Here is a 13008-nt window from a genome sequence, read left to right as displayed (position 1 = left end):
TCAGGGGCGGGAGTCGAAGCGCTGCTCGACCCAGATGGTCTTGCCGTCCCGGGAGTAGCGCGTGCCCCACCGGTCGGCGAGCTCGGCGACCAGGAACAGGCCGCGGCCGCCCTCGTCCAGCGGGCCCGCGCGGCGGATGTGCGGTGCGGTGTCGCTGCCGTCGGAGACCTCGCAGATCAGCGCCCCGTCCCTGATCAGCCGGAGCCCGACCGGGCCGCGGGCGTGGGTGACGGCGTTGGTGAGCAGTTCGCTGACCACCAGTTCGGTGGCGAAGGTGTGCGCGGTCAGGTCCCACGCGGCCAGCCGCGCCGAGACCGCGGCGCGCGCGGCGGGGACGCTCTCGGGGCGCGCGGGGTATTCCCAGGCCGCCACGTCGTCCGGGGGCAGGGTCCTGGTGCGGGCCAGCAGCAGCGCCACGTCGTCGTCGTGCTCGGTGGGCAGCCCCGCCCAGACCCGGTCGCAGAGGGCGTCGAGGCCGCTTCCGGCGGGGCGCAGCGCCCGGGCGAGGGCGGCGATCGCCGTGTCGGTGCCCTGGTGGCGCAGGTCCAGCAGGCCGTCGGTGTACAGCGCGATGACCGTGCCCTCGGCGAGGGTGGCCTCGGTGCTCTCGAAGAGCGTGCCGCCGACGCCCAGCGGCGGATTCTCGGTGAGCCGCTGGAATTCCACGGTGCCGTCGGGGTGGACGAGGGCGGGCGGGGTGTGGCCGGCGCTGGCGACGGTGCACTGCCGGGAGATCGGGTCGTAGACCATGTAGAGGCAGGTGGCGCCCAGTTCGCGGTCGGCGTCGTCGTCGGCGAGCCGGACGGCCAGGTCGTCCATCCGGGACAGCAGTTCGTCGGGCGCGAGGTCGAGGTCGGCGAGGGTGTGCACGGCGGTGCGCAGCCGTCCCATCATGGCGGCGGCGTGGATGCCGTGGCCGACGACGTCGCCCATCACCAGCGCGACGCGGGTGCCGGACAGCGGGATCACGTCGAACCAGTCGCCGCCGACGCCCGCCGCGGTGTCGGCGGGCACATAGCGGTAGGCCGTCTCCACGGCGCTGTTGCGCGGCACCCGCTGCGGCAGCAGGCCCTCCTGGAGCGCGAGCGCGACATCACGGCTGCGTTCGAGCTGCTGCTGCTTGGCCCTGGCGTGGCTGATCAGCACCGCGACGCCTGCCGACGCGACGAGGAAGCCCAGTTTGATCAGCCAGACATCCGTGCTGTCGGCGGTCAGCCAGTGCCGCAGCACCGCGTAGAGCGTCACGGTGAGGGCGCCGATCAGCGCGGTGACGGCCATCGAGTGCACGGCGGCGGCCAGGAACGGCACCACCGCGAGCACCAGGCCGAAGTGCCCGCCGGGGCTGGTTCCCGCTATCGCGGCGCCCGCCCCGACCAGCGCGACGGTGGGCACCACCCGCGCGAGGGAGGTGAGTGCGACCCTCCGCCGTACTGGTCGGAGCGGTCGTCCGGCCGGTACGACGTCCATGACAAAAGCGTACGTCACCGACCTATGGTGCCAATTAAGGACGGTCCTGGGCCGGACGGGGCCACAGGTGCGCAAGAGGCCCTATCGCGCCGATCTCCGGCGGGAAGATTCGTACCCGCGGCGGGGCGGCCCGCGACGACGTAGTGTCCGGCCAGGTACGCCGACCAGGGTCCGGCCGCCCGCGCCGGCCGGCGTCCGCGGGGAGGCTCCATGACCACCGAAGCCGTCGTCGATCTCGCCGCGCTGGGCGAGGAGTTCAGGCGCGACCCGTATCCGGTCTACGCGGGGTTGCGGGCCCGGGGGCCGGTGCACCGGGTGATCATCCCCGAGGGGCACGAGGCATGGCTGATCGTCGGGTACGAGGCGGGCCGCGGGGCGCTCAACGACCCGCGGCTGTCGAAGATCTGGTCCGCGGCGGCGCCGGAGCTGGGTGTCCAGCAGCTCGCGTCCGGACTGTCGATGCTGAGCACCGATCCGCCGGTGCACACCCGGCTGCGCAAGCTGGTGTCGCGCGAATTCACCGCGCGCCGGGTGGAGGCGATGGCGGCGCGGGTGCGGGCGCTCACCGACGACCTGCTGGACACCATGGCGAAGGAGCCGGACCGCCGGACCGACCTGGTGGAGGCGCTGTCCTTCCCGCTGCCGATCTCGGTGATCTGCGAGCTGCTCGGGGTGCCCTTCCTGGACCGCGACCGCTTCAGGTACTGGTCGAACACCGCCTTCACCACCTCCTCCCCGCAGGTGCGCACGGAGATGACCGGGGCGATGACCGCGTATCTGACCGGACTGCTGGCCGACAAGCGCGAGCGCAGTGCCGACGACCTGATGAGCGCCCTGATCCACACCGCGGACGAGGACGGCGACCGGCTCAATGCCGAGGAGCTGCTCGGCATGGCCTGGGTGCTGCTGGTCGCGGGCCACGAGACCACGGTCAATCTGATCTCCAACGGGGTGCTGGCCCTGCTCACCCACCCCGAGCAGCTCGCGGCGCTGCGCGCCGACCCCGACGGCCTGCTGGACGGCGCGGTCGAGGAGATCCTGCGCTACGACGGCCCGGTCGAGACGCCCACCTACCGTTTCTCGACCGAGCCGGTCGAGGTCGGCGGCACCGTGATCCCCGGGGACGGGCGGCTGGTGCTGGTCGCGCTGTCCGACGCCGACCGCGATCCGGCCCGCTTCCCCGACCCGGACCGGTTCGACATCCGCAGGGACGCCCGCGGGCACATCGCCTTCGGGCACGGCATCCACTACTGCCTGGGCGCGCCGCTGGCCCGGCTGGAGGCGAAGGTCGCGCTGCGCGGCCTGCTGGAGCGCTTCCCCGGGCTCGCCCTCGACATCGACCCGGCCGACGTCCCGTGGCGCGGCGGCCTGCTGATCAGGGGGCCGGAGACGCTGCCGGTGCGCTGGTGACCGCGGGACTGCCGTCCGGGCCGTCCGTATCCGTGGCGTCCATGTCCGGCGCACCGTCCGGCTCGTCCGGTACGTCCGCCCCGCCGGGCCCGTCGCCGTGCCAGGAGTGCCACAGCGCCGCGTAGCCGCCGCCCGCCGTGACCAGCTCGTCATGGGTGCCCAGCTCCGTGACGCGGCCGGCCGCCATGACGGCCACCCGGTCCGCGTCGTGGGCGGTCTGCAGCCGGTGCGCGATGGCGATGACCGTACGGCCGTCCAGGACGGTGGCCAGCGCGCGCTCGGTATTGCGGGCGGTCGCCGGGTCGAGCAGGGCGGTGGCCTCGTCGAGGATCACGGTGTGCGGATCGGCGAGGATCACCCGGGCCAGCGAGAGCTGCTGCGCCCTGGCGCCGTCCAGATGGCGGCCGTCACCGCCGAGCGGGGTGTCGAGGCCGTCCGGCAGCTCCTCGTCCCAACCGCCGCCGACCGCTTCCAGGGCGGCGCGCAGCTCCTCGTCGGTGGCGGTCGGCCGGGCGATCAGCAGATTGTCCCGGAGCGTGTCACGGAAGACGTGGTGGTCCTGGGTGACCAGCACGATCTGCCGGCGCAGCCGGTCCGGCGGCAGATCGGCGACGGGGACGCCGCCGACGGTCACCGCGCCGGCCCGGGGCCGGTCGATCCCGGCCAGCAGCCTGCCGAGCGTCGACTTGCCCGCGCCCGACGGCCCGACCACGGCCAGCCGCTCCCCCGGCCGCACGTCCAGGTCGACGCCGTGCAGGATGTCACCGGCCCGGCCGTAGGCGTAGCGGACCCCGCTGACCTCGATCCGGTCGTCGGCGGGCTCCGCCCCGGCGCCGGCGTCCGGTTCTGTGCGCGGCAGCGCGGCCAGGCCCTCGACGCGGGCGTAGGAGGCGCTGCTGCTCTGCAGCAGCTCGATCCGCATCAAGATCGTGTCCAGCGGGCCGACGAGCTGGCGCAGGTAGAGCGCGGAGGCGACGACGGTGCCCAGCGAGACCGCGCCGTGGTCGTAGAGCGCGCCGCCGACCAGCAGCACGCCGACCACCGGCAGCGTGTACGAGATGTCGACGCTCGGGAAGAACACCGACCGCAGCCACAGGGTGCCGAAGCGGGTACGGCGGGCCTCGGCGATCGCGGTCTCCGCGGTGTCGGTCCTGCGCCGCTGCAACCCGAGCGCCTCCACCGTCCTGGCGCCGCTCGCGGTGGCCGCGAGGACCTCGGCCAAGGCGGAGTTGGCGGCGCCCTCGGCGAGATAGGCGGCGCGCGCCCGGTTCAGGTACCAGCGGGTGGAGAGCACCACCCCGGCCAGGCAGACCATGCCGCACAGGCCGAGCAGCGGGTCGAGCAGCAGCACCGCGCCGATGATGAACAGCGCCTGCGCCGAGGCGACCAGCACATCGGGCACGGCGCTGCGCAGCGTGGTGGCGACGACGTCGATGTCGGTGGTGCCGCGCGCGGCGAGGTCGCCGGTCGGCGCGTGCTCCACGACGGCGGCGGGCAGCGCGAGCGTACGGTGCACGAAGCGCTCACGGATGCGGGCGGCGGCCCGCTCGCCGAAGCGCGCCGCGACATTGAGCGCGTAGCGGGACAGCACCATCTGTACGACGGTGGCGGCCACGATGACGACGGCGAGCCGGTCGACGGTGCCGTGTCCGGAGGACTTCCGTACGGTGTCGATGATCCGGCCGAGCAGCCAGGGGCCGACCAGCCCGGCACCCGCCGCCAGTCCGTTCAGTACCAGGACCGCGGTGAACGCCCGCTTGTCCGCGGCCAGTTCGGCGATGGCGGCGCGCCGTACCACCGCCCGGTCGGCGATCGGCAGCGGCGCGGAGCCGCCGTCCCCGTGCCCCGCCCCGGCGGGCTGTGCGGTGGTCATACGGTGGTCGCCTCCTCCTGGGCGCCCCGGGAGACCAGGTCCCGGTAGCCGGATTCGGTGCGCAGCAGCGCGTGGTGCGGACCGACGGCGGCGACCCGGCCGTCGACGAGGTGGATCACCTCGTCGGCCCGGTCGAGCACCAGCGGTGAGGTGGTGGTGACCACGGTCGTCCGGCCGGTCCTGGCGGCCCGCAGGCCGTCCGCCATCGCCGCCTCGGTGTGGGTGTCCACCGCGGAGGTCGGCTCCACGGCGAGCAGCACCTCGGGGTCGGCGCAGACCGCGCGGGCCAGCCGCAACCGCTGCCGCTGGCCGCCGGAGAGATTGCGGCCGTCCGCGGCGAGCACGGAGTCGAGACCGGCGGGCAGGCCGTCGACGATGTCGGTGGCCGCGGCGCTGTGGATCGCGGCGCGCACGGCCTCGTCGCCGGCGTCGCCGCGGCCCGCGACGACCTCCCGGACGGTGCCGCCGAACAGCGCGGCATCGTTGTCGGCGACCAGCAGGGCGTCCCGCACCCGGCGCAGCCCGATCGTGTCGAGCCGGATGCCGCCCCACTCGGCGTCGGAGGCCGCGAAGCGGCCGAGGCGTTCCACGACGGCTGCGCTGTCGGCGGGCCGGGCCGCGACGACCGCGGTGAGCAGGCCGGGCCGTACGACGGTGCCGGACGCCGGGTCGCGCAGCGCGGCGGGCTCCGCGGGTCCCGCCACCGGGTGCGGGCCGTCGGCGTGGTCGGGGGTCAGCGCGAGGAAGCCGGTCACCCGGCGGGCGGCGACCAGGGCGCGGGTGATGTCGTTGGCGCCCTCGATGAAGAAGAAGACCGGGACGACGAGCATCGCGGTGTAGCCGTAGACGGCGACGAGGTCGCCGATGGCCAGCGTGCCGTCCGCGGCCATCCGCGCGGCGAGCCAGGTCACCACGGCGAGGAAGAGCGCGGGCAGTCCGCCGGCGAGGGCGCCGACCCAGCTGGTGACCGAGCCGACGCGGTAGCCCTGGGTGCGCAGCGCCCGGGAGCGGTCGCGGTAGCGGGCGGCGTAGACGTCCTTGCCGCCGAGTCCGTTGAGCACCGGGAGACCGGTCGCCACGTCGACCAGCAGCGCGGTCAGCTCGCCCTGCTCCTCGCGGTAGCCGGTGCCGACCTTCTGCAGCCGGCGTTGCAGGGGGCCGACGGTGACCGCGATCGTCGGGACGCCGGCCAGCACCACGACGGCGAGCAGCGGCGAGATCGACAGCAGCAGGGCGGCCACGCCGAGATAGGCGAGGACCGCGCCGACACCCGGTCCCGTGACGGTCAGCGACTGGGCGATCACGGTGACGTCGCCCATGCCGATCGCGACCACCTCACCCGCGCTCATCCGGTGCGGCAGCGCGGCGCCCAGTTCCGTGGCCCGGCGGACGGTGGCGCGGACGACGCGGAAGGAGGCGTCCATCCGCACCTGGGTCATGGTGCGGTGCCGCGCGAGGCCGATGAAGGCGTTGACCACGCCGACGCCGAGGAAGGCCGCCGTCCAGCCGAGCAGCGCGCCCGTACGGTGCGGCCCGAGACCGTCGTCGATGGCGCGGGAGAGCAGATACGGCGACACCGCGAGGCCGACCATCCACACCGTGCCGTACGTCGCCCCGGCCACCACCCGCCAGGGCTGGCTCCTGACCAGCCACCACAGGAAGCGGACAGGGCTCCGTATGTCCCCGGCGGCGGGCGGGGAGAAGGTGTCGGCCATCCCTGCACCCTATGAGGGCGGGCCGTCGGTCTCCGAACGATTATCGGCGGCCGCCCGGGGCCGTACCGCTCACTCGCCGGGCGCGGGCAGCGGGGCCGAGGTCTCCAGGAAGAAGGCGTCGATCCGCTGCACGGCCTCAAGGAACTCGTCCAGATTGACCGGCTTGGTGACGTAGGCGTTGGCGTGCTTGCGGTAGGCGTCGGCGATGTCGTCGGGCGCCGCGGAGGTGGTGAGCACGACCAGCGGGATGGAGGCCAGGTCGGAGTCCTCCTGGAGCACGCCGAGGAATTCGCGGCCGTTCATCCGCGGCATGTTGAGGTCGAGCACGATCAGGTCGGGGCGCTCGCGCTCCGGGTCGCGCAGGAATTCCAGTGCCTCGATCCCGTCGCCGACGTGCGAGAGGCGCCGCGTCATGCCGCCGGCCGACAGCGCCTCCTCGATCAGCATCGCGTCCGCGGGGTCGTCCTCGACCAGCAGGACGCTGTAAGTGCGGCGCGGGGAGAGGGCGTTCATGGGGTCGCTCCTGATCATGAGGGGCCTGGAGGGGGGATGCGAGGTGAAGACGAGGCCCGGCCATCGGCGCCGGGCGCCCTGCCGGGTGATGCCCCACGCCTGGCCGAGGCGCGGGTAGTTGGCGCCGAGCCGGGCGGCGGTGACGGCCTCCTCGGCGGCGTGCCGGTCGACGGCCCGGGCGAGCTGGGCCAGCACGCGCAGCCGGGCCAGCGCCGGGGCCGCGGGACCCTGTTCCGCGCCGGCACCGGGACCGGGTCCGGTGCCGTGTCCGGGTTCGGGTCCGGCCGGGTGGTCGTCAGGGGCCGCCCGCGCGAAACGCACGGTCAGCTCGCCGACCAGCTCCCGTACGGCGGTGTCCGCCAGTGCGGCGAGCACGTCCTCGGACGGCGCGGCGGCGCCGGCGGGCTCCACCAGGTCGGAGGGCGCCACCGGGTCGGCGGGTTCGGCCAGATCGGACGGCTCGGCCAGGTCGTGCGGCATGCCCGCATCCTAGGGACACAGGCGTCCGGCCGACAACATGCGTTGTCGCCATGCCGGGATTCGGTGCCGGGATTCGGTGCCGCGGCTTCCGTCCCGCGCCCTTGGACGGGCCCTCGCCCGTAGCCGCCTCCGCGGCGAAACCCTGTCGACGCTGGAGGAGTGGTCGACGGTCCTGCCCCCTTGGCCGCCTCCGCGGCGAAAACCCTCAGACGTGCGCCAGCAGCCGGTCCAGCGGCTCCGGCACCCGGTCCGCGGCCAGCGCGCCGACCAGCGAACCCGCGTAGTGCTCCTTGCGGCCGCTGTGCGTGCCCATGAAGCGCCGCAGCTGCCCCTCGACCGCCCGCTCGCGCTGCGCGGGCTGCTTCTGGAAGATCCGGAAGGACCGGCCCTCGCCCAGTTCGTCCACCACCTCGCGTACCGCGTCGGTGCCGAGCGAGCGGATCAGCTCGTCCTCCAGGTCCGCGACGCAGACGTGGAAGCCGAGTGCCGCCAGCTCGGCGCGGGTGCGCGGCGAGCCGATGCCCGCCCGGTCCAGGGCCCGCATGAAGTAACCCTCCTCCGCCGCGTCGCACAAGCCGGCCACCGGGATGCCGAGCCCCTGCGGGCCGACCAGGGCCAGGAAGCGGCCGATGCTGGTGGCGCCGCCGAGCGGCACGACGGCCGTCCTCTCGGCGGCCAGGTCCCGGCCGCGCCGGGCGGCCAGCGCCTCCACCGCCGCCCGGTCGCTGACCCCCTCGACCAGGACGACGGTCCGCACCTCGGTGACGGCGGCCAGTTCGCGGGCGGCCACCGCCGCCCCGGCCGACGCCGGGCCGCCCGCCGCCCAGTCCACCACCGCCCGGCCGAATCGCGTCATCGTGTCCACGTGCCCCAGTCTCCCCCCTGCGCCCGTCCGGCCCGGCATGATTTTTTCCGGCCGGGACCGGGTTCCGGAGTCCGGACATCGAGTGCCAGACTGCGGAGACGTCCGGCGGCACGCCGTACGGATACGCCCCGGTACGCCGTACCGGCGGGCGGACGCGCAGGGCGGCGGGGCCGGGCGTACGGCGACGTACGCGCGGGCCCGGCGGCCGGGCACCGACAGGAGGACCATGCCCGAAGCGGTGATCATCGGCAGCGAGCGCAGCGAGGCCGGGCTGCCGGCCGGAATGGACGTGCTGCGGCGCGGCGGCTCCGCGCTGGACGCGGTCGAGGCCGCGATGCGCCGCTGCGAGGACAATCCGGCCGACCACTACGTGGGCACCGCGGGACTGCCCAACGCGCGCGGCGAGGTCGAGCTGGACGCCTCGCTGATGCTGGGTTCCGGGCGGCAGTTCGGCGCGGTCGCCGCACTGAAGGGCTACCCGAACCCGATCTCGGTGGCCCGCGCGGTGCTGGAGAAGCTGCCGCAGCACAGCCTGCTGGTCGGCGAGGGCGCCGCCCTGTTCGCCGAGGAGTGCGGTTTCAGCACCGCCGACCTGCTCACCGACGCGTCGCGCGAGCAGTGGCGCAAGCAGGTCGCCGATTCGCAGCAGTCGGTGGAGGGCGAGAACACCGCGGCCACCGACGGCGACGCCCGCTACCGGGAGAGCGCCCTCGCCCTGATCCGCCGCCTCGCCCCGCACGACGGCCCGTGGGGCACGATCAACATCATCGCGCTGGACGCTTCCGGCGAGATGTGCGTCGGCGTGTCCACCTCCGGCTACCCGTACAAGTACCCGGGCCGGGTCGGTGACTCGGCGCTGCCGGGCGCGGGCAACTGGTGCGATCTGCGGTCCGGCGGCGCGGCCTGTACCGGCCGCGGCGAGCTGAGCATGCGCGGCGGCACCGCGCGGACGATCGTCGACCTGCTGGCGGCGGGCCGCGACCCGTCCGACGCCTGCCGCGACGCGCTGGCCGACGCGGCGCTGCTGCCCGACGACTTCCGCTCGGAGCTGCGCGCGCTCGCCCTGACGCCGGACGGCCGGCACGGCGGCGCGGCCGGGCAGGAGGGCAGCGTCTACGCGCTGATGACCGACTCCTCCACCGAGCCCGAATTCCGGCCGCGGAGCGTGCTGTGAGGATCTATCTCTCCTCCGACATGGAGGGCACCGCGGGCGTGGTGGACTGGTCGCAGTGCCGGCACGGCCAGCCGGAGTACGCGTACTACCGCACGCTGCTCCAGGCGGAGGTCAATGCCGCGATCGAGGGCGCCATGGCGGGCGGCGCGGACGACTTCCTGGTCAACGACTCGCACTCCACGATGTCCAATCTGCGCCCGGACAAACTGGCCGGGCGGGCACGCTACTTGTCCGGTCGCCACAAGCCGCTGTACATGATGCAGGGCCTGGACGCGTCCTTCGACGGCGTCTTCTTCGTCTCCTACCACGGCTCGATGGCCGGCGAGCGGGCCACCCTGTCGCACACCTACAATCCGCTGGCGATCGCCGAAGTGCGGCTCAATGGTGTGGTCGCGGGCGAGAGCGGTATCAACGCGCTGGTGGCGCTCGGGCACGGGGTGCCGGTGCTGCTGGTCACCGGGGACGAGACCACGGCCGCCGAGCTGGAGCCGTTCTGTCCGGGCGCGGTGGCCGCGGTGGTGAAGTCCTCGGTGTCGCGCTTCGCCGCCGACAGTCTGCATCCGGAGGCGGCGCGCGAGGTGATCGAGCAGGCCGCGCGGACGGCCGTCGAGGCGCTGCCGTCGGCCGAACCGCCGCGGATCGAGCTGCCCGCCACGCTGACGGTGCGGATGCGCAATCCGGATCTGGCGGAGATGGCGACCTGGATCACGGGGGTCGAACGGGATCCGGCCGACGCTTCGACGGTCCGGATGACCGACACCGATCCGATCCGTCTCTACCGCACCTTCATCACCGTCGTGCTGCTCACCCGGGGTATCGCGGAGTGAGCGGCACGACGGTGGGCGCGGGCAGGGGCGCGGGCAGCGACCCGCGCCGCCCGCGCCTCCCGCGTCAGTAGGTGCCGAAGGTCGAACTGCGCACCACGTAGGCGCATTCGGTGTAGATGTAGCCGCTGCGCAGGGTGGCGGTGTCGCTGCCCGGCGTCGCGGAGCTGCCCGAACTGGTCGACTTGTGCATGAAGTACGTGGTGCCGGTCGGCAGGTAGAGGGTCTTCTTCGGGTAGTTCTTGCCGCTGTTGTTGCACGCCTGGGTGTGCGCGGACGCCTCGCTCGCGTATGTGGTGCACGAGCCGCAGCCCTTGAGCGTGAAGCTGCCGGTGACCGGGCCGGTGAACAGCACCTCCACCTGGTCGGGGCTGTCGTTGCTGACCGTCACCGAGATGCTGCCGCCGGACGCCTTGGTCGGCAGCTTCTTGCCGGCGTCGGGCACCTCCTGCGCGATCTCGGCGGCGATGGCGATCTTCTTGGCGTACGGCGTGTTCTTGTCGCGCGGGTACTTCTTCACGAAGTCGTTGATGTCCTTGAGCGCGCTGTCGAAGTCACGGCCCTTGTACTCGTGGACGGCGCAGGTGTAACTGCCCGACTGCACATAGCTGTCGGCCTTGCTCACGTCCTTGTCGAAGGCGCCGGACAGATTGCTCGCCTTGTCCTTGAGATTGCCCGCCCGCACCCCGAGGGCGCGCACCTTGTCGGTGGCCCCGCACGGGTCGCCGCCCTCGATGCCCTGGGCGGTCTTGTCGATGGCCGCCCCGAAGGCCGGCTCGACCTTGGCGGCCTGCGGCGACGTCGGATACGTCGTCAGCAGGTCCTGGAGGTAGCCGTCGCCGGCGTCCGCGCTGGTGGTGTTGGCCAGATCGGTCGTCCCGCACTCGTACAGCGAGGTCGCCAGCCGGTCGTCGGGCCAGCCGACGAGGGGGCCGAGGTCCTTCTTGCTGTAGTGCTGGGGCACGGTCTTGAGGTACTTGAGCGGCTCGATCGCGTCGCAGTAGTTCTTCTGCGCGTAGGGCGCGCCGACCGTCGAGTAGTACGTCGTCATCCGGTCGGGCACGCGCTTGGCGGCGCGGGAGCCGCGGTGGTGCTCGTTGAGGTCGCGGTACGCGGCCAGCGCCGTCGTGTAGTCGGTCCGCGCGTCCTCGAACGGCTTGTTCTTCGCGCCCTGGACGAGCTGGTCGGCGGTGTCGAGCCGGTCCAGCAGCATCTTCTGCGTCGCCTCGTCCTGCGCGCTGTTGTAGTACGCGACGGCGCCGACGGGCGCGGCCAGCAGGACGACGCCGAGCACGATCGCCAGCGGGGTGCGCGGCGGCCAGGACAGCGGGGTGCGCAAGGCCCGGTAGGCGCCGTGCAGCGCGGCGAGCACGAGGAATGCGAGATAGCCGATCAGGACGCCGCCGGAGACGCCGTCGGCGTCGGCGGGCAGCGCGACGAACAGCAGGATGGCGGTCGCCACCAGGCTGACCGCCAGCGCGAGCCAGCGGCGTGTGAGGGCGTAACCGATACCGAGGCCGCTGAGATTGAGCAGGCCGACCACGAGCGCGCGCGGGCCGTTCGCCGGGGCCGGCGGCACCGGCGGTACGGGCGGCATCGGCGGCGGGGCCGGCGGCCACACCGGCGGCCCGAACCCGCCCGGCGTACCGCCGCCTCCCGCTCCCTGCTGGTCCCACGACATGGTGCATCCCCCCTGCTCAGCGGGCGGGATCACCGCCCCTCGCACGTCCCCACCGCACCCGGCGGACCCCGTGTCCGGCCCCAAGAGGGCAAGACGCGACCGCCGACACGGCGGTTCCCGCTCGGCGTGGCCCGTGGGCGTTCCCGCCCGTCCGGTGTATGTGCGGCCAGTATCGTGGGCCGGAGGCATACGCCACAAGCGAGTTCGATCACACCCCGTGAAATGCTGGCTCCATGCTGGAGTGGGAAGACCTCGTCGCCGGACCCGCGCCGCTGCTGCGCGCGGCGGGGTCGGCGGCCGGTGCCGTCGGCCGGTCCGGCGTGCGACGCGTGCTGCTGGCCCGCGAGTCGGCGGCAGCCGGGTGGGCGGGGGCGGCCGGGGCGCTGCTGGTCGCGGACGCCGGTGAGACCTGGCTCGGGCAAGCCGGGGGTCCGGTGGGCGCGGCCGGGATCGTCGTGGTCGGCGACGACGCGGTCGCCGAACGGGCGGCGCGGTCACCGACCGTACCGGTGTTCGTGCCCGCCGAGGGCGTACATGCGCGGGACGCGACCGCGCTGTGGGGGCTGTTGCTCGCGCGGTGCGCCGACGCGGCGCTGCGCCGGCGGAAGTGGGTGCCTGAGAGGGGCGCGGGGAACTGCGCGACCAGCTGCCACCGGGCCGGTGGTCGCGATACAAACAGCGTCTGCCCCGCTGGGGGCGGTTCTTTGTCTGAAGGCCCGCGTGGGCTGAGCGCGCAGTTCCCTGCGCCCCTAAAAAGACCTCGCTCACCGTCAGGCGAGAAGACGCCGCACTCCGCAGGAGATCAGGCACCCCCGACAGGGGATCACGCACCGCACTCCGCAGGAGGGAAGGGTGCGGGTCGACAGGAGTCCACCCGGACTGCGACAGCAGTCCCCTTCCGTGCCGCCCGCAGGGCACGTAGCGTCGACGGCGCACGCCCCGGGCGGACGGGTCGTACGGGGGTCGCCCCGTCCGCCGAAGGGCGCCGCACGGCGCGACTTCTCCG

General features: G+C 73.9%; 9 protein-coding genes. 3 read left to right on the top strand and 6 right to left on the bottom strand.

Going from position 1 to position 13008, the window contains the following annotated elements; all coding sequences use genetic code 11:
- Positions 1–1467, bottom strand: a complete 1467-nt coding sequence (locus BM076_RS02330; RefSeq protein WP_093711585.1) for an ATP-binding SpoIIE family protein phosphatase — start codon at positions 1465–1467, stop codon at positions 1–3.
- Between the two features lie 210 nt (positions 1468–1677).
- Between BM076_RS02330 and BM076_RS02325 the strand changes: the two genes are divergently transcribed.
- A complete protein-coding gene (locus BM076_RS02325) occupies positions 1678–2877 on the top strand; it encodes a cytochrome P450 family protein (protein ID WP_093711584.1) in 1200 nt (399 codons plus the stop codon).
- On the opposite strand, the gene BM076_RS02320 is transcribed toward BM076_RS02325, so the two are convergent.
- From BM076_RS02320 to BM076_RS02305, 4 genes are all read right to left on the bottom strand, one after another.
- Positions 2843–4750 carry an ABC transporter ATP-binding protein gene (locus BM076_RS02320; RefSeq protein ID WP_093711583.1) on the bottom strand — a complete coding sequence of 636 codons (1908 nt, stop codon included), beginning with the start codon at positions 4748–4750 and terminating at the stop codon, positions 2843–2845. The two genes, BM076_RS02325 and BM076_RS02320, sit on opposite strands and share 35 nt — an antisense overlap.
- Entirely contained in the window at positions 4747–6465 is a 1719-nt protein-coding gene (locus BM076_RS02315) for an ABC transporter ATP-binding protein (RefSeq protein WP_093711582.1), read from the bottom strand. The genes BM076_RS02320 and BM076_RS02315 overlap by 4 nt, the downstream gene beginning before the upstream one ends.
- Before the next feature lie 69 nt (positions 6466–6534).
- Positions 6535–7458, bottom strand: a complete 924-nt coding sequence (locus tag BM076_RS02310) for a response regulator (RefSeq protein WP_093711581.1) — start codon at positions 7456–7458, stop codon at positions 6535–6537.
- Between the two features lie 205 nt (positions 7459–7663).
- A complete protein-coding gene (locus BM076_RS02305) occupies positions 7664–8323 on the bottom strand; it encodes an ATP-dependent endonuclease (protein ID WP_093711580.1) in 660 nt (219 codons plus the stop codon).
- Positions 8324–8549: 226 nt separating this feature from the next.
- Between BM076_RS02305 and BM076_RS02300 the strand changes: the two genes are divergently transcribed.
- Complete coding sequence (locus BM076_RS02300) at positions 8550–9497, top strand: N(4)-(beta-N-acetylglucosaminyl)-L-asparaginase (protein WP_177246285.1); 948 nt, start codon at positions 8550–8552, stop codon at positions 9495–9497.
- Entirely contained in the window at positions 9494–10324 is an 831-nt protein-coding gene (locus BM076_RS02295) for a M55 family metallopeptidase (RefSeq protein WP_093711578.1), read from the top strand. Before BM076_RS02300 ends, BM076_RS02295 begins: the two co-directional genes overlap by 4 nt.
- A gap of 64 nt (positions 10325–10388) precedes the next feature.
- On the opposite strand, the gene BM076_RS02290 is transcribed toward BM076_RS02295, so the two are convergent.
- The gene (locus BM076_RS02290; RefSeq protein WP_245795649.1) at positions 10389–12002 is read right to left on the bottom strand and encodes a hypothetical protein; all 1614 of its coding nucleotides are present in this window, start codon (positions 12000–12002) and stop codon (positions 10389–10391) included.
- Between the last annotated feature and the right edge of the window lie 1006 nt (positions 12003–13008).

It is taken from the genome of Actinacidiphila alni, assembly GCF_900112845.1.
In the GTDB taxonomy this organism is placed as follows: Bacteria; Actinomycetota; Actinomycetes; order Streptomycetales; family Streptomycetaceae; genus Actinacidiphila; species Actinacidiphila alni.
The sequence above is the reverse complement of the archived record's forward strand: the minus strand, read 5'-3'. Positions and strand labels throughout refer to the sequence as shown.